The organism is Allokutzneria multivorans, assembly GCF_039537405.1.
In the GTDB taxonomy this organism is placed as follows: Bacteria; Actinomycetota; Actinomycetes; order Mycobacteriales; family Pseudonocardiaceae; genus Allokutzneria; species Allokutzneria multivorans.
The window spans coordinates 205,888-229,614 of sequence record NZ_BAABAL010000008.1 but is presented as its reverse complement, the minus strand read 5'-3'; the positions used below and the strand labels follow the sequence as shown (position 1 = coordinate 229,614).

Annotated in this window: 21 protein-coding genes; 5 read left to right on the top strand and 16 right to left on the bottom strand. The window is 71.7% G+C overall.

Annotation, left to right across the window (positions count from 1 at the left end):
• Nucleotides 1-108 precede the first annotated feature (108 nt).
• Both ABD798_RS14430 and ABD798_RS14425 read right to left on the bottom strand, forming a co-directional pair.
• Nucleotides 109-3,045 (bottom strand): helix-turn-helix transcriptional regulator, encoded by a 2,937-nt coding sequence (locus ABD798_RS14430; RefSeq protein ID WP_344874806.1) that lies wholly within the window; start codon nucleotides 3,043-3,045, stop codon nucleotides 109-111.
• 52 nt (nucleotides 3,046-3,097) lie between these two features.
• On the bottom strand, nucleotides 3,098-3,301 hold the full coding sequence (locus ABD798_RS14425; RefSeq protein WP_344874804.1) for a hypothetical protein: 204 nt from the start codon (nucleotides 3,299-3,301) through the stop codon (nucleotides 3,098-3,100).
• A 321-nt stretch (nucleotides 3,302-3,622) separates the two neighbouring features.
• Here ABD798_RS14425 and ABD798_RS14420 point away from each other — a divergent pair, with 321 nt between their 5' ends.
• From ABD798_RS14420 to ABD798_RS14405, 4 genes are all read left to right on the top strand, one after another.
• Complete coding sequence (locus tag ABD798_RS14420; RefSeq protein ID WP_344874802.1) at nucleotides 3,623-6,547, top strand: AfsR/SARP family transcriptional regulator; 2,925 nt, start codon at nucleotides 3,623-3,625, stop codon at nucleotides 6,545-6,547.
• Between the two features lie 151 nt (nucleotides 6,548-6,698).
• Nucleotides 6,699-8,234, top strand: coding sequence for a glycoside hydrolase family 10-like protein (locus ABD798_RS14415; RefSeq protein WP_344874800.1), 1,536 nt, complete (start codon nucleotides 6,699-6,701; stop codon nucleotides 8,232-8,234).
• A 110-nt stretch (nucleotides 8,235-8,344) separates the two neighbouring features.
• Nucleotides 8,345-9,586 carry a C39 family peptidase gene (locus ABD798_RS14410; protein WP_344874993.1) on the top strand — a complete coding sequence of 414 codons (1,242 nt, stop codon included), beginning with the start codon at nucleotides 8,345-8,347 and terminating at the stop codon, nucleotides 9,584-9,586.
• 239 nt (nucleotides 9,587-9,825) lie between these two features.
• The gene (locus ABD798_RS14405; RefSeq protein WP_344874798.1) at nucleotides 9,826-10,347 is read left to right on the top strand and encodes a DUF4240 domain-containing protein; all 522 of its coding nucleotides are present in this window, start codon (nucleotides 9,826-9,828) and stop codon (nucleotides 10,345-10,347) included.
• A 51-nt stretch (nucleotides 10,348-10,398) separates the two neighbouring features.
• Here the strand turns inward: ABD798_RS14405 and ABD798_RS14400 are convergent, their stop codons facing one another.
• The 10 genes from ABD798_RS14400 to infC form a co-directional block, all read right to left on the bottom strand.
• Nucleotides 10,399-11,055, bottom strand: a complete 657-nt coding sequence (locus tag ABD798_RS14400) for a DUF3558 family protein (protein WP_344874796.1) — start codon at nucleotides 11,053-11,055, stop codon at nucleotides 10,399-10,401.
• A complete protein-coding gene (locus tag ABD798_RS14395) occupies nucleotides 11,052-12,080 on the bottom strand; it encodes a hypothetical protein (RefSeq protein ID WP_344874794.1) in 1,029 nt (342 codons plus the stop codon). The genes ABD798_RS14400 and ABD798_RS14395 overlap by 4 nt, the downstream gene beginning before the upstream one ends.
• Before the next feature lie 13 nt (nucleotides 12,081-12,093).
• On the bottom strand, nucleotides 12,094-12,834 hold the full coding sequence (locus ABD798_RS14390) for a hypothetical protein (RefSeq protein ID WP_344874792.1): 741 nt from the start codon (nucleotides 12,832-12,834) through the stop codon (nucleotides 12,094-12,096).
• A complete protein-coding gene (locus ABD798_RS14385; protein WP_344874790.1) occupies nucleotides 12,831-13,934 on the bottom strand; it encodes a hypothetical protein in 1,104 nt (367 codons plus the stop codon). The genes ABD798_RS14390 and ABD798_RS14385 overlap by 4 nt, the downstream gene beginning before the upstream one ends.
• A 210-nt stretch (nucleotides 13,935-14,144) precedes the next feature.
• Nucleotides 14,145-16,643 carry a phenylalanine--tRNA ligase subunit beta gene (pheT, locus tag ABD798_RS14380; RefSeq protein WP_344874788.1) on the bottom strand — a complete coding sequence of 833 codons (2,499 nt, stop codon included), beginning with the start codon at nucleotides 16,641-16,643 and terminating at the stop codon, nucleotides 14,145-14,147.
• Between the two features lie 5 nt (nucleotides 16,644-16,648).
• The gene (pheS, locus tag ABD798_RS14375) at nucleotides 16,649-17,716 is read right to left on the bottom strand and encodes a phenylalanine--tRNA ligase subunit alpha (protein WP_344874784.1); all 1,068 of its coding nucleotides are present in this window, start codon (nucleotides 17,714-17,716) and stop codon (nucleotides 16,649-16,651) included.
• Nucleotides 17,717-17,953: 237 nt separating this feature from the next.
• A complete protein-coding gene (locus ABD798_RS14370; RefSeq protein WP_344874782.1) occupies nucleotides 17,954-18,745 on the bottom strand; it encodes a TrmH family RNA methyltransferase in 792 nt (263 codons plus the stop codon).
• Between the two features lie 29 nt (nucleotides 18,746-18,774).
• Nucleotides 18,775-19,155, bottom strand: coding sequence for a 50S ribosomal protein L20 (gene rplT / locus ABD798_RS14365; RefSeq protein WP_344874780.1), 381 nt, complete (start codon nucleotides 19,153-19,155; stop codon nucleotides 18,775-18,777).
• A gap of 69 nt (nucleotides 19,156-19,224) precedes the next feature.
• Nucleotides 19,225-19,419 (bottom strand): 50S ribosomal protein L35, encoded by a 195-nt coding sequence (gene rpmI, locus ABD798_RS14360; RefSeq protein ID WP_344874778.1) that lies wholly within the window; start codon nucleotides 19,417-19,419, stop codon nucleotides 19,225-19,227.
• A 50-nt stretch (nucleotides 19,420-19,469) separates the two neighbouring features.
• Complete coding sequence (gene infC / locus ABD798_RS14355; RefSeq protein WP_344874991.1) at nucleotides 19,470-20,066, bottom strand: translation initiation factor IF-3; 597 nt, start codon at nucleotides 20,064-20,066, stop codon at nucleotides 19,470-19,472.
• Nucleotides 20,067-20,360: 294 nt separating this feature from the next.
• On the opposite strand from infC, the gene ABD798_RS14350 reads away from it, so the two are divergent.
• On the top strand, nucleotides 20,361-20,708 hold the full coding sequence (locus ABD798_RS14350; protein ID WP_344874776.1) for a DUF1844 domain-containing protein: 348 nt from the start codon (nucleotides 20,361-20,363) through the stop codon (nucleotides 20,706-20,708).
• On the opposite strand, the gene ABD798_RS14345 is transcribed toward ABD798_RS14350, so the two are convergent.
• From ABD798_RS14345 to ABD798_RS14330, 4 genes are all read right to left on the bottom strand, one after another.
• Nucleotides 20,702-21,298: a hypothetical protein gene (locus ABD798_RS14345; RefSeq protein WP_344874774.1), complete on the bottom strand. Its 597-nt coding sequence runs from the start codon at nucleotides 21,296-21,298 to the stop codon at nucleotides 20,702-20,704. The two genes, ABD798_RS14350 and ABD798_RS14345, sit on opposite strands and share 7 nt — an antisense overlap.
• 213 nt (nucleotides 21,299-21,511) lie before the next feature.
• Nucleotides 21,512-21,895 (bottom strand): RidA family protein, encoded by a 384-nt coding sequence (locus tag ABD798_RS14340; RefSeq protein WP_344874989.1) that lies wholly within the window; start codon nucleotides 21,893-21,895, stop codon nucleotides 21,512-21,514.
• Between the two features lie 14 nt (nucleotides 21,896-21,909).
• Nucleotides 21,910-22,695, bottom strand: coding sequence for an IclR family transcriptional regulator (locus tag ABD798_RS14335; RefSeq protein WP_344874772.1), 786 nt, complete (start codon nucleotides 22,693-22,695; stop codon nucleotides 21,910-21,912).
• Nucleotides 22,692-23,672, bottom strand: a complete 981-nt coding sequence (locus ABD798_RS14330; RefSeq protein WP_344874770.1) for a sugar kinase — start codon at nucleotides 23,670-23,672, stop codon at nucleotides 22,692-22,694. Before ABD798_RS14330 ends, ABD798_RS14335 begins: the two co-directional genes overlap by 4 nt.
• Nucleotides 23,673-23,727 lie beyond the last annotated feature (55 nt).

The following is a 23,727-nucleotide window of genomic DNA, read 5'->3' as shown; positions in this document are numbered from 1 at the left end:
AACCCCGCTGTCGATCACCGCCAACCGCGCCCCACCTCAGCGCGGCCACGACTCAACGCGTTCAGCCTCAACCTCTTCAGCGCGGACTGATGAAAACGGGGCTGGGGGTCAGGTGAGGAGCTGGCGTTCGTAGGCGGCGGCGACGGCTTCGGTGCGGCTGCCCGCGCGGAGCTTGGCCATGATGCGGGTGAGGTGCACGCTGACGGTCTTCTCGCTGATGTAGAGCGCCTCGCCGACCTGGCGGTTGGTGTTGCCCTTGGCCACGAGGTCGAGCACGGCGCGCTCGCGCGGGGTCAGCGGGTTGACCACCGGGCGTTCCTGCGCGGGCACGGCCTCGCCCAGGGGCAGCCTGCCGCGCTTGGCGAACTGGCGCAGCGCGTCGCGCAGCGGGACGGCGCCGAGCCGGTCGGCGACCTCGTAGGCCAGGCACAGCTCGGTGGTCGCGCCCTCGCGGTCGCCCGCCTGCAACAGGGAGTCGGCGAGCCGCCACCGGGCTACGGCCTCCTGGTAGACGTGGCCGTAGCCGAAGGCGCGCACGGCCTCGCGCCACGCCTCGGGGTCGTTCCTGCCGCGCAGCCGCAGCGCCTCGGCCTCGGCCCTGGCCACCCACGCCCGCCCCTCCGGCCCGAGCTGACCGCTGCGCGGGCGGCCGAGGCGGACGGTGTCGCGGACGAACTCCAGCATCTCCATGCCCGAGGCGACCGCGTCCTGCTCGGCCTCGGTGTTGCCGCGCTGCCGGGCCTGCTTGGCCAGCTCGGTGTAGCAGACGACGCCGAGCGTGCCGAGCCAGATGCCGCGGGGGCCCCACTCGTCGTACTCGCGCTGCACGCGCAGCGCGTTCTCGATCCGCGCGGCGGCCTCGGCGGGGCGACCGCGCCACAGCTCCATCTCGGTCACGCACGGGTCGATCAGCACGAGGGTGAGCGGGTCGCGGCGCCACTGCTCGCCGAACTGGCGCAGCATCGAGCGGACCTCGGCGTAACGCCCCCTGCCGACCTTCACGTGCAGGTCGGCCGCTGCCACCTCGGCGGCGGCGAGGTCGGGGACCGCGCGACCGGGCAGCTCGGCGGCGGCCTCGGCCCCGTCCCAGTCGCCGAGCATGTAGCGCACGACCACCTGGAGCAGGCGCACTTCGAGGCCGTAGACGCTCCAGGTGAGGCCGACCTGCTCGGCGCGCGCGGCGCCCTCGTCGATCATGGTCAGCGCGCGGGTCAGTTCGCCCTGGTCGTAGAGGTTGACGCAGAGGTTGTACCAGGCCCGCAGCTCCACCGAGAGCGCTCCGGCCTCCACCGCGCGGTCCCGGGCGATCAGCTGCCGCTCGCGGGCCTTCTCCGGCCGCGCGGCGTACTCGTCGAAGATCGCCAGGGAGATCTGCGCGTCGGCCTCCGCGCCCGGGGCGCCCGCGGCCTTGGCCACGCGCAGCGCCTCCTCGGCGTAGCCCATCGCCACCTCGTCCGGCACGTCCATGTGCGTGGCCACGCGCGAGCGCACCGAGAGCACCCACGCCTTCACGCCGTTGTCGGGCTCGTCGCGGACCAGCTCCCACGCCCGCTCGATCGCGTCGGCGGCGATGGACAGCTTCGCCTCGGCCCACAGCTGGTACTGGGCGTACATCCGCAGCGAGTCCGCGGTGACGTCGTTGTCGCTGCCCTGCTCGGCGAGGCGGACCAGCGAGCGGGCGTAGGCGACCGCGCGATCCACCTCCCCGGCCTGGGAGGCCATGTAGGCGACCTTCCTGGTGAGGCTCAGCTCGTCCGTCCCTGCGACGGTCTCCGGCTCGGGAACCGCTTGCCAGAGCTTCAGGGCCTGCTCGTAGTAGTACAGCGCCTCGGCGTAGGCGCCGGATGCCTTGGCCTCCGACGCGGCGCGCACCGAGGCGGAGAGCGCGCGCGGCAGGTCGTGGCTCTCCAGGCTGTGGTGGGCCAGCGCCGAGGCGGACCCGCGCTTGTCGAGGGTGCTGGCGGCGTTCTTGGCGTAGGCGCTGTGCAGCCGGACGCGCTCGCCGGGCAGCAGGTCGCCGTAGACGGCCTCGCGCAGCAGGGCGTGCCGGAAGACGTAGCGCTCCTCGCCCTCGCTGAAGACCAGGACGTGGTGGGCGACGGCCTCGCGCAGCGCCGCCTCCAGGTCGGCCTCCACGAGGTCGGAGACCTCCTGCAAGCGGGTGTGCCGGACCCAGCGGCCCGCCACGGAGGCGGTCCTGACCACCTGCTGCGCGTGCGGGCTGAGCGCCTCGACCCTGGCCAGCAGCACGTCGGCGAGGCCGGTGGGCATGTTGCGGCAGGAGTCCGAGCCCGCCCACGCCGCGACCAGCTCCTCGGCGAAGAACGCGTTGCCCTCGGACTTCGCCGCGATCTCGGCGATCTTGTCCTCGGGCAGGTCGTGCTCGGCGAGCTGGGAGACGAAGGAGCGGGCCTCCTTGGCGTCGAAGGGGGCCAGGTCGAGCCGCTCGACGGCGGGCAGCCGGACCAGCTCGGCCAGCAACGGCCGCAGAGGGTGCCTGCGGTGCAGGTCGTCGGTGCGGTAGGTGGCCACGACGAGCACGCGCTGGGAGCGCAGCCGGGAGAGCAGGAAGGAGGTGAGGTAGCGGGTGGAGCTGTCGGCCCAGTGCAGGTCCTCCAGCACCACGACGACGCAGCTGGTCGTGGCCAGCTCGGTGATCAGTCCGTGCACGGCGTCGAAGAGCTGGAGCTGGCCGAGGTCCTGCTCGACCCTGCGGTCGGCGCCGGAGACGTGCGGCGGGGCCTCGACCATGTCCGGGGCCAGCCTGCCGAGCGCGGGGCGGGCCTTGACCAGGTGCACCTCGTCCTCGCCGAGCTGGCCGAGCAGCTCCACGTAGGGGAGGTAGGGCAGGCCGGTCTCCCCGGCGTCCAGGCAGCGGCCGACGAGCACCCTGGCGCCGTCGGTGGCGGCGCGCTCGGAGAGCTCCGCCACCATCCTGGACTTGCCGACCCCGGCGTCGCCCGCGAGCAGGACGGCGGCGGCCGTCCCGCGTTGGGCTTGCTGGAGGGCGGAGCGCAGTCGCCGTAGCTGCGAACTGCGCCCCACCAGCGGAATTCCGGACCCTAGGCGCGACACATCCAGGATGCTCGCACAGGGGTCAGACACTGCGCGGCCGAATTGCGGGTGAGCCGTCCCGCTTCGCGTCGGCGCGCGCACGCGCCGCGGTAGTTCGCGTGTCCGCGAGGTGCTGCCACCAGCTTGCGAAGGTGCTGCGGTAGGCGTTGCCCCTGGCCTCGGCGAGGCGCTCCCTGCGGTAGTCGATTTCGGCGTTGATGGCGTCGTGACCGATGTAGTGGTTCATCTTCTTCGTCCTCTTCTCCTGGTGTGAGGACGAGATTCGCCGTAAGGCCGGGATGGCGGCATCGGATGATCACGTAAGTTCCCGGCGCGGAGCCCTTACTTACTCGCCGTTAACCCGGACGGCCGCCTTACCCCGGGAGGCGCGCAGTGAACTGTCGGGGCCTTGTGCCACGCTGGTGTGACCGGGCGCACTGAGCCGCTTGGTGCACGCTGAACTGGACCGAACGGCCACCCGGCTGAAAAGGTTTGCGAGCGAGCAACCAGAAGGGCCCGTGACGACGTACAACTCCCGTTACGAACTGCGGCGCGGGGCGGTGGGGCCATGAGCACGACCGAGATGAGCTTCCGGGTCCTCGGACCACTGGAGGTCTCCGCTGGCGGGCGCGTGCTCTCCCTCGGCGGCGCCAAGCCGAGGATGCTGCTGGGCAGCCTGCTGCTCAACCCCAACCGGCTGGTGTCCACCGACGTGCTGGTCGAGGTGCTGTGGCCGCACGCCCCGCCGCGCTCGGCCGTGGCGAACCTGCGCACCTACGTCAGCACGCTGCGCGCGGGCCTGCGCGGCGGCACCGACGGGCACGGGGATCGCAACGAGGACCGGATCCGGGCGCTGACCTCGGGCTACAGCCTGCACGTCGAGCCGGAGGAGCTGGACCTGCTGCGCTTCGACCAGCTGGTGGAGCAGGCGCAGCGGGACCGCTCGACCGGGCGACCGGAGCGCGCGCTGGACCTGTTGCGGCAGGCGGGTTCGCTGTGGCGCGGACGTCCGCTGGAGGGCCTGCCCGCGAGCCCGGGGTGGCAGTCCGCGCTGGGCAGGCTCGCCGAGCGCAGGCTGGCCGCGACCGAGGAGCGGCTGGCGTTGCAGGTCGCCACGGGCGAGTACACCAACGCGATCTCCGAGTTGCAGGCCCTGCTGGAGGAGCACCCGTTCCGCGAGGAGCTGTGGCGGCAGCTGATGCTGGCGCTGCACGGCAGCGGGCGCCGGGCCGAGGCGCTGCACGCCTACACGGTGGTGCGGCGGCGGCTGGCCGACGAGCTGGGCGTGGAGCCGGGGCCGGAGCTGCGCCACGTGCACCGGCTGGTGCTCAGCGGGGAGCGGGCCGAGGAGCCGGGCGCGGTGGAGGTCGAGCCGCAGCACGTCTGCCAGCTGCCCCCGGACACCCCGGACTTCACCGGCCGCACGCAGCAGCTGGCCGAGCTGCTCGGGACGCTGGCCGAGCCGGACCGGATGCCGATCGCGATCGTGGTCGGGGCTCCCGGCATGGGCAAGACCACGCTGGCCACGCACGCGGCGCACCGCCTGCGCTCGCGCTTCCCCGACGGCCAGCTGCACGTCGACCTCGGCGGGACCTCGCGCACGCCGCGCGACCCCGCCGCCGTGCTCGCCGAGCTGCTGCGCTCGCTCGGAGTGCCCGGCGCTGCGGTGCCGGAGGGCGCGCACGAGCGGGCCGCGCGGTTCCGGTCGTTGCTGGCCGACCGCAGGATGCTGGTGGTGCTCGACGACGCGGTGAACGCGGCGCAGGTGCGGCCGCTGCTCCCGGCGACGGCGGGCAGCGCGGTGCTGGTGACCAGCCGCTCGCGCATCGCCGAGCTGCCCGGGGCGCACCAGGTCGAGCTGGGTGTGTTCTCCCCGGCCGAAGCGGTGACGCTGCTCGGTTCGATCGCCGGGCGGGACCGCGTGGACACTGATGACGAGGCGTGCGACCGGCTGCTGGCGGCCTGCGGGCACCTGCCGCTGGCGATCCGGATCGCCGGCGCGAAGCTCGCGGGGCGGCAGGGTTGGCCGCTGCGCGTGCTGGCGGACCGGCTGGACGACGAGTCGCGACGGTTGAACGAACTGCGCTTGGGTGAGCTGGGCGTGCGGGCGAGCGTGGACCTCAGCTATCGCGGTCTCGCTCCCGCGGCGGCGCGGGCGATGCGGTTGTTCGGCCTGCTGGAGGGGCCTTCGCAGCCGGGATGGGTGATCGGCGCGTTGCTCGGCTCGGGGGATTCCGGCAGCGCTGACTACGAGGACGTGCTCGACCAGCTCGTCGACGCGAACCTGCTGCGCCTTGCCGGGGTGGACTGCTCGGGCCAGCCGCGCTACGCCATGGCTGACCTGCTGCGGGTCTACGCGCGGGAGATGGTGCGCGCCGACCCGGCCGAGGAGCGCGACGCGGCGTTGGAGCGCGTGGCCGGGGGCTGGCTGACGCTGGCCGAGCGGGCTTGCGCGCACCTGCCGACCAGCATCTTCGCCCCGGCGACGGGCGCCGCGCCCCGGTGGAGTCCCGAGGCCGCCGTCCTGCGCCTGGTGACCGCTGATCCGGTCGGCTGGTTGACGGCGGAGACGCAGGCGCTGGTCGCCGCGGTCGAGCAGAGTCCGCGCGGGGCCGCGCAGGAGCTGGCCGCGTGCCTGGTGCCGTGGTTCGACCTGCGCAGTCACTTCGACGAGTGGCGGCGCACGCACGACGCCGCGCTGGTCGGCGTGACCGAGGACCGGGACCGCTGGGGCGAGGCGGTGCTGCGCCGAGGGCTCGGCCAGCTCGCGCTCTACCAGGACCGCTACCCCGAGGCGGTGGAGCAGTTCCAGCGCTCGCGCGGCCTGTTCGACGCCGTCGGCGACGAGCACGGCGCGGCGATCGCGGTGTCCGGGCTGGCCGCGGTGGACCGGGTGCTCGGCAACACCGAGGACGCGCTGCGCAACTGCACCGCCGCGTTGCAGATGTTCGTCAACGCCGGGGACCGGCACGGCGAGGCCTACGCGCGCAACGTGCTCGGCGTGATCCAGCTCGCGGCGGGCAGGCACGCGGCGGCGCTCGGCGAGTTCTCCTCCGCGTTGCGGCTGTCCAGGGCGCTGGCCGACCGGCACCGCGAAGCGCACGTGCTGCACGAGCTGGGCAAGCTGCACTTCACCCTCGGCCGCACGTCGGCGGCGGTGGCCGAGACCGAGCGCGCGCTCGGCGTCTTCGAGGCGATCGGCGACACCCAGGGCGAGGTCTACGCGCGCCAGCAGCTCGGCGAGATGCACGCGCGGCTCGGCGACGAGCCGAGGGCGGCGGCGCTGTTGCGGGCCGCGCTGGAGGGGCATCGGCGGATCGGGGACCGGCGGGGCGAGGCGAGCACCGCGCAGTCCCTCGGCGAGCTGCACCAGGCCGCCGGGCGGATCGACCCGGCCCGCACGCACATGGCGCTCGCTCGGCAGCTCTGGCGGGAGCTCGGCTCCGAGGACAAGGCTTCGGAGTTGACGGCAGCGCTGACGTCCTTGGGTTAGTCCTGGGTTGATCGGGCGACAAGCCGGGAACAAGGGGACGGCGGCACGGTTGGGCCGGTCGGACCCAACCGTCGGGCAGGCATTTACAAGTCGGCCCGTGATCACGAAAATCGCTGACAATCTCGAAGACGACGCAGTCGGAGGGTCGAGCATGGGTTGGCGCCGCGCGCTGAGGGCTCTGCTGGCCGCGCTCACGATGAGCGCGGTGCTGGTCAACCCCGCCTCGGCGGCGGAATCCGGCACCGTCGCCTGCCCGGCGCCCGCGAAGGCCCTGCGCGGGCTGTGGATCGCCAGCATCGGCAACATCAACTGGCCGAGCGCGCCCGGACTGCCCTCGGAGCGCGTGCGGACCGAGTACCGCGACCTGCTCGACGGCGCGCGGCGCGTGCGGGCGAACGCCGTGTTCGTCCAGGTCCGGCCGACCGCCGACGCGTTCTTCCCGTCGGAGTTCGAACCGTGGTCGCACTGGTTGACCGGAGCGCAGGGCAAGGACCCCGGGTGGGACCCGCTCGCCTTCGCCGTCGCTGAGGCGCACGCGCGGAACCTGGAGTTCCACGCGTGGTTCAACCCCTACCGGATCAGCAAGAACGACGACCTCACCAAGCTCGCGCCGAACCACCCCGCGCGGCTGCACCCGGAGTGGGTCCTGCGCTACGGCGGCGGGCTCTACTACAACCCCGGCATCCCGGCGGTGCGCGAGCTCGTCGAGAAGGTGGTCGTCGACGTGGTGCGCCGCTACGACATCGACGGCGTGCACTTCGACGACTACTTCTACCCGTATCCCGTTGCGGGACAACGACTTGACGACGACCAGACGTACGAGGAGAACGGCGCGGGCTTCCCCGACCGTGCCGCGTGGCGGCGGGACAACGTGGACCGCCTGGTCTCCGGGCTCTCCGCGAAGATCAAGGCGGCGAAGCCGTGGGTGAGCTTCGGCGTCAGCCCGTTCGCGGTGTGGCGCAACGGGAAGACAGACCCGGCGGGCTCGGACACCACCGCAGGGGTGCAGACCTACGACGACCTCCACGCCGACACCAGGAAGTGGGTCCGGCAGCGCTGGATCGACTACGTGGCACCGCAGATCTACTGGCACATCGGGTTCCCGGCCGCCGACTACGCGAAGCTCGTCGACTGGTGGAGCCGCGAGGTCCGGGGCACCGGCGTCGCGCTGTACCTCGGCCAGGCCGCGTACCGGATCGGCAGCTCGACCGCTCCACAGTGGACGGACCCGGAGGAGATGCCGCGCCAGATCAGGCTTTCCTCAGCCGTACCAGAGGTGTCAGGCCACATCTACTTCCAGATCCACAGCGTGCTCGCCAACCCGCTGGGCTTCCGGGATCGGTTGATCAACGACATCCACCGCCTGCCGGCACTGGCGCCCTCGCGCGAGACCGTGCCGGACTGGGGACGGCCGTGGCCGCCCTCCCCCACCACGTCCCGCGTCGACGGCGGCGTTCAAGTGCGGATCAGCCCCCTCGGCCTGCCGCCCACCTACTATGCGATCTACCGCGCGGAACGGCGCGGCTGCGCCGCCATGATCGACACCGTGCGCGCGGACGCCAGTGGTGGCGCGGTGTTCCTCGACCGTTCGGCCCGCCCCGGCGTCACCTATACGTACCTGGTGACCGCCGTCGACCGCGGTCACCATGAGAGTGCGGCCGGACGATCCTGGCCCACCACCGCCTGACCGACGAGACCACCCACGAGCGACCGCGGGAGCGTGCGATGCCGAACCACTCGATCCGCTGGCTGCGGCTGGCCCTGGCCGGGCTGACCGGAACGGCGCTGCTGACCTCGATGACGGTGACGCCCGCGAGCGGTTCCCCGGAACCCGAGGCGCGGCCCGGCAACTCCTCGGTCGACTTCCACGAGTGGCGCTCCCCGTGGGCGTGGCGCGCAGGGCAGCTCGAAGGCGTCGCCGTGGTGCCCAGCGGCGGCGTGGTGTTCAACCGTCCACAAGGGACGGTCGACTACACCGACCCGCACACCCAGACGACGAGGACCTACGAGTACTCCCGGTGGACTTCGCCGACGTACAAGCAGAAGTTCGCCGCGACCGAGCTGGTGGCGTCGTGGAACGCCAGCACCCCGGCGGGCACCTGGCTCCAGGTCGAGATGCGCGGGCAGACCTCGGCGGGCGCGGAGACCAAGTGGTACGTGATGGGCCGCTGGGCCTCCGGTGACACCGACATCCGCCGCACCAGCGTTCCCGGTCAGGGCGACGCCACGGGCAACGTGGACGTGGACACCTTCCAGGCCAAGGCCGGCCAGCCGCTGAGCGGGTACCAGCTGCGTGTGACCCTGTACCGCTTGCCCGGCACCAAGTCCAGCCCGCACGTGCGCATGGTCGGCGCGATGACCTCCGCCGTCCCGGAGCGCTTCACCGTCCCGATCAGCCCGGCGGGCGGCGCGTGGGGCGTCGAGCTGCCGGTGCCGAGGTACTCGCAGAACGTCCACCGCGGCAAGTACCCGGAGTACGGCGGAGGCGGTGAGGTCTGGTGCAGCCCGACCTCCTCCACCATGGTGCTGGAGTACTGGGGCCGTCGTCCGTCCACAAAGGACATGGCGTGGATCGAGCCCGGCTACGTCGACCCCTCCGTCGCCCACGCCGCGCGCTACAACTGGGACCACGACTACGAGGGCGCGGGCAACTGGCCGTTCAACACCGCCTACGCCTCCAGCTACGGCATGGACGGCCACATCACCCGGTTGTCCTCGCTGCGCGAGCTGGAGCGCTACATCCTCCAGGGCATCCCCGTGATCACGTCGCAGTCGTTCCTGGCCAGCGAGCTCGACGGCGCGGGCTACGGGACCTCCGGCCACATCATGGTGGTGGTCGGCTTCACCAAGGACGGCGACGTCATCGCCAACGACCCCGCCTCGCCGAACAACCCGGCCGTGCGCCACGTCTACAAGCGGGCGCAGTTCGAGACGATCTGGCAGCGCACCAAGCGCCACCTCGCCAACGGCTCCGTCGGCGGCGGCCCCGGCGGCATCGCCTACATCATCCGCCCGCCCCACTACCCCCTCCCCCGCTAGCTCCTCCCCGCCAGCCCGCACGCGCCCCGCACGCCGTAAGCCCTGAATGACTCATTGGTGTACCTGAACTCCCCGAATGACCCCTTCAGGTACTTGAGAGCCCTGAACGACCCCTTCGGGTACCTGAACTCCCCCAATGACCCTTTCAGGTCCTCCGTCAGCCCCGAAAGGGACGGTCGGGGGCTGGCGGGAGGCGTGAGACCGGCGAGTGTCAGACCCCTTTTGTAGCGTCCGGAGATATGGACAGGAGCGCGCTGGACGAGAACACGCTGTGGCGGCTGGTCGAGGAATCCGCTGCGGGAGCGGCGGGCGTCGAGGAGCAGGCTCGGCGGCTGACGGAGCTGCTGACCGCGCGGACGCCGAGCGAGGTGGTGGAGTTCGAGCGGCTGTTCGCCGCGCAGCTGGCGCGGGCCAACAGGTGGGACCTGTGGGCGGCGGCCTACGTGGCGCTGGGCGGGTGCGGCGACGACGGGTTCGACTACTTCCGCGCGTGGCTGATCTCGTTGGGGCGCAAGGCGTTCGAGGTCGCACTGGCCGATCCGGACGCGCTGGCCGGGCTGGGCTACGACGACGAGGACTTCGGCGACGGCGAATGGCTGATGTACTCGGCGGCGCACGCCTACGAGCAGTTGACCGGGCAGGAGCTGCCGCCCGCGGAGAGCCGTCCGGCGGGCACCGCCGGGGAACCGTTCGACGAGGACGACTGGAACGGGCTGGTGCTCCGGTTCCCCCGGCTCGCCGCCCGTTTCGACCTGAGTTGAATCAGGTAGGGCGGGAGGTTTTCCCGCCCTACCTTGGTGTTCACAACACGATCACTGCACGCGGGACAGCAGCTTCTCCATCAGCGACTTGGCGACGTCGCAAGCGCCGCCCTTGTCGGAGAAGCGGCCGTTGCGCACCTCGATGCCCGCCCCGCCCTTGGACAGCGGCATCACCACGGAGCAGTAGGGCTCCTTGGCGGCGCCGAAGGTGGACTCGCGCAGAGAGCCCGCCTTTCCGGCGATCGTCACCGGGGTGCCGTTCTTCACCGACGCGGGGCTCAGCTCCGGCCCCCAGAGCACGTCGACCATGAAGAGCGTCTTGCCCTGCGGCGCGTTCCCCCCATCGGGATTGAACGAGATCTTCCCGCTGTTGTCGAAGGTGCACTGGAGCGTGTACGCGAACGTGGGCTCCACCTGCTGGGCCTTGGGCGCGCTGGTGCCCCGCATCGCGTCGGGGAAGTCCTCCCACTTCAGCGTGGAGCAGGGGTCGAACGGCGCCCCCGCCTCCTTCCAGTCCTTGATCGGGAACTGGTCGCCGAGCTGGATGACCGGGCGCGGTGGTTTCGGTGGCCCCGCGGGCCCGTCGGGAGTGCCTCCGCCTCCAGCGCCCCCCGTGCCCTGGGCCGCGGGTGAGCCGACCACGGTGGTCGTGCACCCCGACACCAACGCCAGGCACACCGCCGCGGCGACAGCTGATCGCGTCCTCATTGCGCCCCCTTCACCGCGAGCTCGGCGGCGGGCTGCGCCACGTCACACGATTTGGCGACAACGGTGATCGTCTGGACGTCGCGGCCGTCGGGTTCGCTGGCGTAGCGCTCGGGCACCATCGTCGGGTCGTACTGGAGGTCGACCTGGCACTTCTTGTCGATGCTGCGCTCGGCCATGTTCCCCGGTTTGCCCCCGATGGTGATCGGCTTCTCCGCCTTGTGCGCGGGGTTGCGCGCCCAGCGGAAGCTGATCTCGATCTCCTCGGCCCGCTCCCGCGTCTGCAGGTTCATCGGGACCACTTCCAGCGAGCAGGAGAACGGCGAGCTCGACTTCATCTTCGGCGGCTGTCCCGGCTGGGCGAAGCGCTTGGCCAGCTCCGGGATCGCCGCGCACGGGTCCTTGGTGGGCAGCGTCAGCTCGGGCTTGGTCGCGCCCTCACCGCGCCGCGAGGGGGTGATCAGGTAGGGCGCCACCTTCGGCAGGTACGCCTTGGCGAGGTCGCACTGCGGCTTGGGCGGCGGCTCGTCGCGCATGCCCCGCCAGCTCACCGAGAGCTCCACCGGCGGCGCGCTCGGGTTGTCGGAGAGCAGCGCCCACGCGCAGCTGAAGTCGACGAATCCGGGCAGCTCCCGGTCCTTGCGCCGGGCGAAGGTCCGCCCGTGCAGCTCCAGCGTCTCCGCGTTGTCCTTCTTGGTCACCGTGCTGAAACCGGTGTTGACCGCGATCGACCAGGACCTCGACGAATCCCCGGTCGGCTCCACCTTCATCGAGCAGGAGTCGAAGCCGTTCAGGTCGATGTCCCTTGGCGGGGCGCCGAAGATCTCCTTGACCGACCCGGGGTCCAGCAGCGCACACGTGTCGATCGTGCGTTTCACGGCGTTCTCGGGGAGCTTCGTCTTCGTGTACTCGTCGACGGCCACCCCCTCACCCGGCGACGGGGGCTGGGCGCGCAACGGCCCAGCCCCCGTCGACAGCACCACGGTCAGGCACACCAGCCCGACCGTGGCCACCCGGTGTGTCCTCATGGGCATACCTCGCTTACTGCACCCGCGAGGCCAACGTCTCCGCTAGTTTCTTCGCCGTCTCGCAGGTGTTCATCGTCGTCTTGAACCGGCCGTTGCGGAGCTGCACGCCGGCGGAGCCGTTGCTCAGCTTGACGATCACGGTGCAGAACGGGTCCTTGATCGTCCCGCCTGCCTCGCTCTCCTTGAACGCGGCGGGCTTACCGCCGAGCGTGACCGTAGTCCCACCGAGCCCCTCGACGGAAAACTCGGTACCCCACACGACGGTCAGCTCGAAGATCGGACTCGAGCCGGGCGGCCGCTGTTCCGTCGTCCTCGGCGGGGGCGGCGGGGCCGGGTTGTTGGGGTCCGGCGGGGTCGGCGCGTCGAAGCTGATCGACTCGTTGTTGCTGAAGCGACAGGAGGTCTTGTACGGGTCGCCCTTGCGCACCACCTGCAGCACCGGCGGCTTGTCCTTGGTCGGCCGGGCTTGCTGCGGGAAGTCCTCCCACTTCAGGGTCGTGCAGTTGTCGAAGGGCGCGCCGACGGACTTCCAGTCCGGCGGCGGTACCTGGTCACCCAGCCGGATGACGGGGCGCTCCGGGCGCGGGCCGCCCGGCTTCCAGACGAGGACGTCACCGTCCACACCGGCGGCGGCGCCACCCGAACCACCCGCGCCGCCCGCGGGCTCGGCAACGCCCTTGACCTGGGAGCCGCAGCCGGCGAGCACGGTCATGGCGGCCAGCGCCGCCACGGTCAGCCTCGTCGTCTTCCTCATGACAGCGCCGCCTTCGTCACGATCTTCGCGGCCTCCTCGGCCGTCTGGCAGTCGGGAGCACCCACCTGGACCACCTGCACCCGGTCGACCTCCGGGATCTCCAGCGGGTCGTACTGCACGGTCACGATGCAGCCGGTCGAGCCGGACGTCCGCTCGTTCACCAGTGCCGGCTTGCCCTCGACCTGGGTCTTGCGAACCGTCCCGCCCGCGCCGATGCCCTCGGCGGGGTCGATGCTCCACTTGTACCCGATGGAGATCTCCGGCCTGGTCCTCTGACCGGGGGTGTACTTCGAGCTGAACACCACGGTGCAGTCGTTGGGGCTGAGCCCCGAGGACAGCTTCGGCTGTTCCCCCGCACCGGTCAGGGACTTGAACTTCTCGGCGAGGTCCTTCACCGGGACGCACGGGTCCTTGCTCGCGAGCGGCAGCTGCGGCTCGGTCGCCTTCTCCGAGCGCAGCGGCGGGTTGACGAAGAACGGAGCGAGCGCGGTCATGTACTCCTTGGCCAGCGCGCAGGGGTCCTTCGGCGGGGGATCGGTCGACAAGCTGCCGCTCCAGCTGACCTGGAGCGAGAGCGACTTGGTCTTGCTGGTCTGCATGTCGTACTCACAGCCCGGCGAACTGGACGAGCCCTTCTTGGCCTGGACGAACTTCCGCCCAGCCGCCTCGAGGACCTCGCCGCCCTCCTCCTGCAAGTAGGAGGAGGCGATGCGGGTGTAGATCCGCCAGCTCCTGCTGCCCGTGCGGTCCAGCTTGATCGTCATCAGGCAACTGGTGAAGTCCGACGGCTCGATCAGCGCCACAACGTCGCTGAAGATCTTCGCCGCCGAGGTCGGGTCGTGCAGTGCGCACGGGTCCCACGTGCGGTAGATGGCCGACTCCGCGAAGCCCTTGAGGGTCTCGGGGTCCACCTGGACCGGACCGAAGTCCGCCGTCGGCGCCGAAGCCGCGGGGGCGCCGCCCTGCGCGGGGGCCTTGCCCGACGGCGGAGCCGCCGCCTGCTCGCCGCTGCACCCGGTCGCCAGCAGCGCCAGCGCGAGTGCGCCGACCACGGCGCGCCGACCGCGCCGGAACCTTCGTTGGATCGAGGAGGAACTCACCAGACCCCCACAGGTCTTCTTTACTCCACAGTGGACAGAGGGGCTCAACGCCGTGTTGCACGGCGGACAGGCCCGCGCGAGCACGCCCTCACAGAGCTGCCGCCGGGCTGCACTGTAGCCCAACGCAAGCCCCCGAACGCGCGAAACCCCACGGGGCGGACCCTGTGGGGTTTCGTACGCTGAAACAGCTTGCCAGGAGCAAGAAACGCGCTATACGCGCAGCGCCGCCCCGGTTCGCTCGGCGACGAGCGCGAGCGCGGCGTCACGCGCGGCCCCCGCCTCCTCGGCGGTGAGTGTGCGGTCTGGCGCGCGGAAACGCAGCGAGAAAGCCAAAGATCGCTTGCCCTCGCCGACCTGCTCCCCGGTGTAGACGTCGAAAAGCCTTGCGTCCTCTAGCAAATCGCCTCCGCCCGCCACGATCGCGGCCGTCACGTCGGCGACCGGAACGGCCGCGTCGGCGACGAGCGCGACGTCCAGCAGCACCGGCGGGTACGGCGAGACGACGGGCGAAGGACGCTCGTCGGTCAGCGGCAGCGCGTCGAGGTCCAGCTCCACCGCGCACGCCCGCGCGGGCAGCCCGAGCGCCTCAACCACCTTCGGGTGAAGTTCTCCAGCGTGTCCCACGACCGCGTCGCCGAGGCGCAGTTCCGCGCAGCGACCCGGGTGCCACGGGGCCAGCGCTCCGGCGGCCACGGTCAGCTCGACCCCGGCCGCGCGGGCGACGGTGCGCGCCGCCTCGACCGCGTCCGACCAGTTCGCCGCGCGGCCCTTGCCCCACCAGCCCGCGCGCTCGCGCTGGCCGGTGAACACCGCGGCGACGTGCAGCGGCTGCTTGGGCAGTGCGGCCAGCAGCGTTGCCAGCTCGGCGTCGGTCGGCCTGCGGTCCACCGGCAGCTCGGGCGCGGGCACCTGGCTCTCGTCCGGCAGCACGACCTGGCCGACCTGGTAGAGCGCCAGATCGCGCATGCCGCGCGAGACGTTGCGGCGCACCGCGTCGAACAGCCCCGGCAGCAGCGTGCCCGCCAGCTCGGGGCGCTCGGCCTCCAGCGGGTTGAGCAGCCGGACCGCCCTGCGGCGCGGGTCGTCCTCGGCGAGGCCGAAGGCGTCCCAGGTCTTGGGGTCCACGAACGGCATCGGCAGGACCTCGACGTGCCCGGTCGCGGCGAGCGCGCGGGAGACGGTGCGCCTGCGCCGCTGCGCCGCGGTCAGCCCCCGGCCCGCGGGCGCGGGCGGCAGCACGGAGGGGATGGTGTGGTAGCCCTCCAGCCGCAGCACCTCCTCCACCAGGTCGGCGGGCAGGTTGAGGTCGCTGCGCCAGGTCGGCGGGTCCGCGACCACCACGGCGGTGCCGTCGTCGGAGCTGCCGACCTCGATGCGGCAGCCGATCTGGCTCAGCCGCCGCGCGGTGACGCCCCTGCCGTAGCTGACCCCGGCCACCCGGTCCGGCAGCGCCAGCGGGATGGCGATCGCGGCGGGCAGCAGCGGGCGGCCCACGTCGGTGCGGCCGCGCTCGATGCGCGCGTCGCCGTAGCGGGCCAGCAGCTGCGCGGCCAGCTCCAGCGCGGCGGGCGGCAGCGCCGGGTCGACCAGGCGCTCGAAGCGGCGGGAGGCCTCGCTGGGCAGCTTGTGCCGCCGCGCGACCCGCGCGATCGTCGCGGGCTCCCAGTTGGCCGCCTCCAGCAACACGTCGGTGGTGGCGTCGGTGATCTCGGTGGAGGCACCGCCCATCACTCCCGCGAGCGAGATCGGGCCGGAGTCGTCGCAGATGATCAGGTCGTCGGCGTCCAGCTCGCGCGCCGAACCGTCCAAAGTGGACAGTTTCTCGCCGGGATTCGCCCTGCGCACCACCAGGTTCCCGCGCAGCGCCGTCGTGTCGAAGGCGTGCAGCGGGTGGCCGGTCTCCAGCATCACGTAGTTGGTGACGTCCACCGCGAGCGAGATCGGCCGGATGCCCGCCAGCATCAGCCTGCGCCGCATCCACCACGGCGTCGGCGAGCTCGGGTCGAGACCGGTGACCCGGCGCAGCACGAAGCGGCGGCAGCCCTCCAGGTCCTCGACGTGCACCGGGTACACCGCGTCGTCGGCGTCGGCGACCTCGATCATCGCCGGGTCGCGGTAGTCGGCGTCGAAGGCGCACGCCAGCTCGCGGGCGAGGCCGCGCGCGGAGAGGCAGTACCCGCGGTCCGGGGTGACGGCGAGCTCGATGACGGTGTCGTCGAGGCCGAGCAGTTCCTTGGCGTCATCGCCCGGCTGCGCGGTGCCCGAGGGCAGCACCAGGATGCCGGAGTGGTCATCGCCCAGGCCCAGCTCGGCGACCGAGCAGATCATGCCCTGGCTCATCCGGCCGTAGGTCTTGCGCTCGGAGATGGCGAACCCGCCCGGCAGCACGCTCCCGGGCAGCGCGGCGATGATCGTGTCGCCCTCGCGGAAGTTCCGCGCGCCACAGATGATCAGCTGCGGGACGACGGTCTCGCCGTCGTCCTCGCGGTTGCCGACGTCGACCTTGCAGTAGCGGATCGGCTTCTTGAAGTCGGTCAGCTCCTCGATCTCCATCACCAGGCCCGCGACGAGCGGACCGGTGACCTCGGCGAGGGGCTGGACGTCCTCGACCTCCAGGCCGACCCGGACGAAGGCCTCGGCGATCTGCTCGGGCGTGGTCCCCTCGGGCAGGGCGACGTGATCGGCCAGCCAGGACACTGGGATACGCACGGGCTTTACGCCTCCGTTCCGAAGGGCAGGGTGAACCGGACGTCACCCTCGACCATGTAGCGCATGTCGGAGATTCCGTTGCGGAACTGCAGGGTCCGGTCGACGCCCATGCCGAAGGCGAAGCCGGAGTAGACCTCGGGGTCGACCCCGCTGGCCCGCAGCACGTTGGGGTGGACCATGCCGCAGCCGCCCCACTCCACCCAGCCCGCTCCGCCCTTCTTCTCCGGGAACCAGACGTCGACCTCGGCGCCGGGCTCGACGAAGGGGAAGAAGGCCGGGCGCAGCCGGGTGCGCGAGTTCTCGCCGAACATCGCGCGGGCGAAGGCGTCCAGGGTGCCCTTGAGGTGGGCCATGGTGATGCCCTTGTCCACCGCGAGGCCCTCGATCTGGTTGAAGGCCGGGAGGTGCGTCGCGTCGGGCTCGTCGGAGCGGTAGGTCCGCCCCGGCGCCACGACGTAGACGGGCAGCTCGCGGGTGAGCAGCGCGCGGATCTGCACCGGCGAGGTGTGCGTGCGCAGCACCAGCCCGGAGTCGGCGGGCGCCACGTGGAAGGTGTCCTGCATGGTGCGTGCCGGGTGGTCCTTGACGAAGTTCAGCGCGTCGAAGTTCAGCCACTCGGCCTCGACCTCGGGCCCGTCGGCGACCTCGTAGCCCATCGCGACGAACACGTCGGCCACGTACTCCGACAGCGTGCTGACCGGGTGCCGCGCGCCGGGCTGGACCCGGTCCCACGGCAGGGTGACGTCCACGGCCTCCTCGCGGAGCACGCGCTCGTCCCGCTCGGCCCGCAGCGCGGCCAGCCGCTCGTCGTAGGCGGCCTGCACCGCGACCCTGGTCTCGTTGACCCGCTTGCCCGCCTCCGAGCGCGCCTGGGGCGGCAGTGCGCCGATCTCGCGGCGCGCGGTCATCAGCGGCGACCGGTCACCGAGGTGCGCGGGCTTGGCAGCGGCCAGCGCGTCCAGGTCGGCGGCGGCGGCGAAGTCCTTCGCGGCCTGCTCGACGGCGGCGGTCAGGGTCGCCTGCGACAGCGCGGCGACTTCCTTGGGATCGTAGGGGTCGTTGGCTCCGGACATGGGTGAAGGACGCTCCTGATGGGTCCGCGCGGCCAGTTGACGTGCTGCTACCCGTCACGACGGGCAACAGGCCGATCCTAGGCGACCCTGACTCGGCCCTCACACGCAGCCGCACAACCCCCGGCGTTGAAGCCCTGAATGACTCATTGGTGTACCTCAAATCCCTCAATGACTCATTCAGCGTCCTCAAGTACCTGAAAGGGTCATTGAGGGCGCTCAAGTACCTGAATGAGTCATTCAGGGAGTGCGGTGGGCGCGGGCGCTCGCGTAGAGGCAGACGGCGGCGGCGGTGGCCAGGTTGAGGCTCTCGGCCGCGCCGTGGATGGGCACGCGCAGCGACTCGTCCGCGGCGGCGAGGGCCTCGCCCGGCACGCCGTGTGCCTCGCTGCCGAAGAGCCACGCGGTGGGCTCGCCGAGCGTGGCCGCGGTCTCCAGGTCGTCTGCGGCGTTGCCGTCGGCGGCGACCAGGCGCAGCCCGGCGGCGCGGCACGCGTCGAGCACCGCGGTCAGGTCGCGCTCGCGCGCGATCGGCAGGTGGAACAGGCTGCCGGTGCTGGCGCGCACGCACTTGCCGTTGTGCGGGTCGACGGTGTCCCCGGCGAAGATCACGGCGTCGGCGCCCGCGGCGTCGGCGACCCGGCTGACGGTGCCCGCGTTACCGGGGTCGGCGACCCCGACGAGCACGGCGACGAGCTTCGGCGAGCCGGCGAGCGCGCGCTCCAGCGAGACGTCGACGAGATCGCAGACGGCCACGATGCCTTGCGGCGTCACGGTTTCGGAGAGCCCGGCGGCGGCGCGCTCGGTGATCTCGCTCAGCGGGACACCGGCCTCGCGGGCCGCGTCGAGCAGCTCGGGGTTGCGCTCGGCCGCGAGCGCGGTGAAGAACAGCTCGTGCACCCCGCTGGAGAACCGCAGCGCCTCGCGCACGGCCTGGGCGCCCTCGACGAGGAAGCGCCCGGCCCGGGTGCGCCCGGTGCGGCGGACCAGCTGCCGAGCCGCCGCGACCCGCGGGGTGCGCTCAGTGCACACCGCGGGTCGCGCGGAGTCGTGCCGGGTGCTCAGGCCGAGGCCTCGTTGACGTCCGCGGGCAGCGCGGCGCGAGCGGCCTCGACCAGCGCGGTGAACGCGGCGGGGTCGGAGACGGCCAGCTCGGCGAGGATCTTGCGGTCGACCTCGATCTCGGCGAGGCGCAGGCCCTGGATGAACCGGTTGTAGGTCATCCCGTTCTCGCGCACGGCCGCGTTGATGCGGGTGATCCACAGCTTGCGGAAGTCACCCTTGCGGGCACGGCGGTCCCGGTAGGCGTACCCGAGCGAGTGGAGCATCTGCTCCTTCGCCTTGCGGTACAGCCGGGAGCGCTGGCCGCGGTAACCGCTGGCGCGCTCCAGGATCGTCCGGCGCTTCTTCTGGGCGTTGACTGCCCGCTTGACGCGTGCCACTGATCAGTCCTGTCGTTCTAGCGGGCGACCGAGGTCACCCGGAATGTGCTTGGGATGCGGAAGGAGCGCTCAGCGGCCGAGGAGGCGCTTGACGCGCGGCACGTCGGCCTTGGCGACGACCTCGGTGCCCTCGAGGCGGCGGGTCAGCGTGCTCGGCTTCTTCTCCAGGATGTGCCTGCGGCCGGTCTGCTCGCGGCGAAGCTTGCCGGTGCCGGTGACCTTGATGCGCTTCTTCGTACCGCTGTGCGGCTTGTTCTTCGGCATGGTGTCCTCAGTCTTGTGCGGTCGAGCCACCCGTGGGGTGGCCGTGGTGCTCAGGCCTGCTGCGTGTCGTCGCCCGCCACGTCGCCCGACTCACCGGAGTCGTCCGCGGGCAGCGGCCCACGGGGGCGGGGCTTGATGTGCTTGTGCGGGGCCAGCACCATGATCATGTTGCGGCCGTCCTGCTTCGGGTTGGACTCCACGACCCCGAGGTCGACGACGTCCTCCGCAAGGCGCTGCAACAACCGGTAACCCAGCTCGGGTCGGGACTGCTCGCGGCCACGGAACATGATCGTGACCTTGACCTTGTGACCGTGTTCGAGGAAGCGCACCACGTTGCGCTTCTTGGTCTCGTAGTCGTGCGAGTCGATCTTCGGGCGGAGCTTCTGCTCCTTGATGACCGTGAGCTGCTGGTTCCTGCGGGACTCGCGGGCCTTCTGCGCGCTCTCGTACTTGAACTTGCCGTAGTCCATGAGCTTGCAGACAGGCGGGCGCGCCTGCGGGGCGACCTCAACGAGGTCGAGATCCGCCTCCTCGGCAAGTCGCAGCGCGTCCTCGATCCGGACGATGCCGACCTGCTCGCCCGCCGGTCCGACAAGCCGGACCTCGGGAACCCGGATGCGGTCGTTGATGCGAGTCTCGGAACTGATGTGGCCTCCTAGGTTCGTGGTGTCCCCGTGCTCGGGGGCGCAGGAAGCGCCGAACCCAGGAACGAGTTCGGCCCCGTCACGCAAACGCGCGCGCGGGGCCCACTGTTCCTACCGATCACGCCACGGCGGGCGCACACCACCCTCGCACCGCGTGGCGGTGGGGGTGGGACCGGACCCGGACATCTGTTGTCGTGAGACTGTGTCGCACGGCTGGCGATGACTCGGGTGGGAGCGGGGCTCCACTTGCCGCCCCCACGTACGCGGGGGCTGGTCGCTCGTGGAAGGGTACCAGGCGTGAATCAGGAGCAGGAAACCGAGCCCGACCAGCAGGTACGTGATCTCGCCGACGTCCCGGCGATCGAGGTCATCAGCCGATCCGCGGTGCTGCTGATGTCGGCCGCCGCCGAGAAGCTGGGCCTGTCCGGGGACGGCACCGACCCGCGCGTCGACCTGGACGAGGCGCGCAGGCTGATCAGCGGTCTCGCGGGCCTGATCACCGCATCCGGTGAGTACCTCGGCCCGCACGCCGCACCGCTCAAGGACGGGCTCCAGTCGTTGCAGCGCGCCTTCCGCGAGGCCTCCGCCGTGCCCGACGAGCCCGGCAAGGGCCCCGGCGAGAAGTACACCGGTCCCGTCTACTGACGTGCCCTGCTGGTGCGCAGGCCGAGCCGGACCAGCTCCCGCTCGGCCAGCGCGTCCAGCTCGCCCCGTCGCCACGCCACCGCGTCGGCGTTGGTCAGCCGCTTGAGCGGGAGGTTCGCGATCGCGCGCGCGGCCAGCAGCTCGCGGGCGTCGCCCAGGCGCAGCAGCTTCACCGCCGCCGTGGCCTCGCGGACGAACCGCACCCGCCACGGCAGCCACGTCGCCAGCAGCAGCACGAGCGGCAGCAGCACCACGACGAGCGCGAGCCAGAACCCGGTCTGCTCAACGGCGTCGATCTGCCTGCCGCCCGCCGCGACGAGCTGGTCGCCCGCGTCGACGCCCGGTGCGAACGCCTGGGCCAGCGACTCCCCGACCAGCGGGATGCGCTTGGCCCACTCGGCGGCTCCCAGGAAGACGCCGCGCAGCACCGATCCGGACTCGGCCAGCTTGTCGCCGGGCATGCGCAGCTTGAGCACGTTCTCGTAGAGCCTGCTCGCGCCGATGACGGCGAACACCATGACGGCGACCGCGGCGAGATCGGCCAGCAGTTGCCCGGCACGCCGCCCCGCCTGATCCGCGTAGAGCTTCACGCCCGCCACCGTAGCGGCGCTACTCCACCCGGCCCCCTCAACATCAACTATTCGCCGCACTCCGTCGGCCACCCCGAAGCCCTGAACGACCCGTTTAGGTACTTGAACGCACTAAACGACCCGTTCAGGGCTCCCAACGCACCAAACGACCCGTTCAGTGCCTTCAGCGCACCAAACGGGGCGTTCGCGCGAGGGGAGGTTGTGCGAGAGGGGTTAGGAGAGGACGGCCAGGGCGTCGATCTCGATGAGCAGGCCGGCGGGCAGGCCGACGTAGACGGTGGTGCGCGCGGCGAAGGGCTCGGTGGTCATGAACTCGCCGTAGGCCTCGTTCATCTCGGCGAAGTGGGCCACGTCGGTGAGGTAGACGCGGATCATCACGGCGTCGTCGAGGGAAGCGCCCGCCTCGGCCAGCACGGCCTGGACGTTCTTCAGGGTCTGCCGGGTCTGCTCGGCGACGGTGGTGCCGACGACCTCGCCGGTCTTGGGGTCGAACGCCACCTGGCCGGCGACCTGGAGGATGTTGCCCTTGCGCACCCCCTGGGAGAACTTCGCCACCGGGGTGGGGGCCTCGGCGGTGCGGATCTCCTGCTTGCTCATCTCAGAGTCCTTCCTCATCTCGGGGTCCTTCCCCGTTCGGGATTCTCCGGAGAGTCCTCCGGCCGCCACCCGCAGTCCGCCGACGCGGCGCGCGCCGCGGTCAGCAGCTCGGGGAGCAGGCCGAGCAGGCCCTCGAAGTCGAGCAGCATCTCGGGCACCGACAGCGACATCGCCGCCAGCACCTCTCCGCGCGGCCCGCGCACGGGGGCGCCGATGCAGTGGATGAAGTCCTCGTGCTCGCGGCGGTCGACGGCGTAGCCGCACTGCCGGACCTGCTCCAGCTCGGCCAGGTAAGCGTCGGCGTCGGCGATGGTGTTCGCGGTGAGCCTGGGGTACGGGATGGAGCGGGCGACGGCGCGGCGCTCGTGCTCGGGCAGCGCGCCGACGAGGATCTTGCCGACAGCGGTGCAGTGCAGCGCGGCCTGCTTGCCGATGCGCGAGTACATCCGCACCTGGTGCCTGCTGTCGTACTTGTCGATGTAGATCACTTCGCCCGCCTCGTAGCTGGCGAGGTGCACGGTGTGGCCGGTGCGCGCGTTGAGCTCGCGCAGGTGCGGCTCGACGGCGCGGCGCACGTCGCGTTCCTCCAGCGCGCGGAAGGACAGGTCGAACAGCGCCGTGCCGAGCCGGTGGTGGCGCGCGCCCTCGCGCTGGACGAAACGGTGCTTCTCCAGCGTGCGCAGCAGCCGCAGCACGGTGGACTTGTGCACGTCGAGCGTGGTGGCGAGGTCGTCGAGAGTGCGCGGCCCCTCCCCCAGTTCGCGCAGGATCACCAGCGCGCGGTCCAGGCTCTGACTCATCCCAGCCTCACCCCTTCGGTGCTGACGCGAGCTCCGCGCCACGCGGGTTCGTCGGCCTCCAGAAGCGCCGACACCAGCTCGGCGGGCAGTGCCTCGCCGACGTCCTCGTGCGTGAGCAGTGTCCCCGCTGCGCTCAGGTGCCCCGCGCGCAGCCGTCTCCCAGCGCCGTGCCCGTCCAAAGTGGACGCCAAGAATCCGGCCGCGAAGGCGTCTCCGGCGCCGACGGGCTCGACGACGTCGACGGAGAGCGCGGGCTCGAACACCCGCTGACCGTCTTCGAGAAGCGTCGCGCCGTCGGCTCCTTGTTTCACCACAAGGGTTTTCGGCCGGGGTAACAGCGAGCGAACCCGAACGGGGTCATCGGTCCCCCACAGCGAGTCGGCCTCGTCGGAGCCGACCAGCACGATGTCGGCGGAGTCGGCCAGCTCGCGCAGCAGCTCCGGCCCGCCGCCGCGTTCCCACAGTGCGGGCCGCCAGTTCACGTCGAAGGACACCAGGTAGTCCCCCCGGCGGTCGCGCAGCACGGCGCGCAGCAGCTCCAGGCAGCTCGGCGAGAGCGCGGCGGTGATACCGCTGATGTGCACCAAACGCGTGTGCGCCAAGGAGATCCGGTCGAGCAGCTCCGGGCCGAGCGCGGACGCGGCCGACCCGTGCCGGTAGTAGGTGACGGCGCCGGGCTGTTTGAAGTACAGGCCGGTCGGCCGAGTGGGGTCGACGTGCACGTCCGCGGTGTCGACACCCGAAGCGCGCACCCGGCTGAGCACCGCGCGGCCGAAGGAGTCGTCGCCGAGCGCACTCACCCAGCGGCTGCGAAATCCGTGTCCGGCGAGGTGGCACGCGACGTTGGACTCCGCGCCGCCGACTCCCTCGGTCCAGCTCCTGGGCGCGGTGGCGGGCACGAACACGGCCATCGACTCGCCGACGCAGACCACGTCGCCCGACCTCTTCACCGTGCCGCCCCCGTGTTGATCTCGCATGTGTTGACCGTCCAGCCCGGCGAATGCTACACACCCTCGCAGCACATAGCGCAAT

What these genes read in the sequence shown, in the direction of transcription:
- ABD798_RS14425 (WP_344874804.1), bottom strand. Translation starts at nt 3,301, where the DNA reads ATGAACCACTACATCGGTCACGACGCCATCAACGCCGAAATCGACTAC.
- ABD798_RS14420 (WP_344874802.1), top strand. Translation starts at nt 3,623, where the DNA reads ATGAGCACGACCGAGATGAGCTTCCGGGTCCTCGGACCACTGGAGGTC.
- ABD798_RS14415 (WP_344874800.1), top strand. Translation starts at nt 6,699, where the DNA reads ATGGGTTGGCGCCGCGCGCTGAGGGCTCTGCTGGCCGCGCTCACGATG.
- ABD798_RS14410 (WP_344874993.1), top strand. Translation starts at nt 8,345, where the DNA reads ATGACGGTGACGCCCGCGAGCGGTTCCCCGGAACCCGAGGCGCGGCCC.
- ABD798_RS14405 (WP_344874798.1), top strand. Translation starts at nt 9,826, where the DNA reads ATGGACAGGAGCGCGCTGGACGAGAACACGCTGTGGCGGCTGGTCGAG.
- ABD798_RS14400 (WP_344874796.1), bottom strand. Translation starts at nt 11,055, where the DNA reads ATGAGGACGCGATCAGCTGTCGCCGCGGCGGTGTGCCTGGCGTTGGTG.
- ABD798_RS14395 (WP_344874794.1), bottom strand. Translation starts at nt 12,080, where the DNA reads ATGAGGACACACCGGGTGGCCACGGTCGGGCTGGTGTGCCTGACCGTG.
- ABD798_RS14390 (WP_344874792.1), bottom strand. Translation starts at nt 12,834, where the DNA reads ATGAGGAAGACGACGAGGCTGACCGTGGCGGCGCTGGCCGCCATGACC.
- pheS (WP_344874784.1), bottom strand. Translation starts at nt 17,716, where the DNA reads ATGTCCGGAGCCAACGACCCCTACGATCCCAAGGAAGTCGCCGCGCTG.
- rpmI (WP_344874778.1), bottom strand. Translation starts at nt 19,419, where the DNA reads ATGCCGAAGAACAAGCCGCACAGCGGTACGAAGAAGCGCATCAAGGTC.
- ABD798_RS14340 (WP_344874989.1), bottom strand. Translation starts at nt 21,895, where the DNA reads ATGAGCAAGCAGGAGATCCGCACCGCCGAGGCCCCCACCCCGGTGGCG.
- ABD798_RS14335 (WP_344874772.1), bottom strand. Translation starts at nt 22,695, where the DNA reads ATGAGTCAGAGCCTGGACCGCGCGCTGGTGATCCTGCGCGAACTGGGG.
- ABD798_RS14330 (WP_344874770.1), bottom strand. Translation starts at nt 23,672, where the DNA reads ATGCGAGATCAACACGGGGGCGGCACGGTGAAGAGGTCGGGCGACGTG.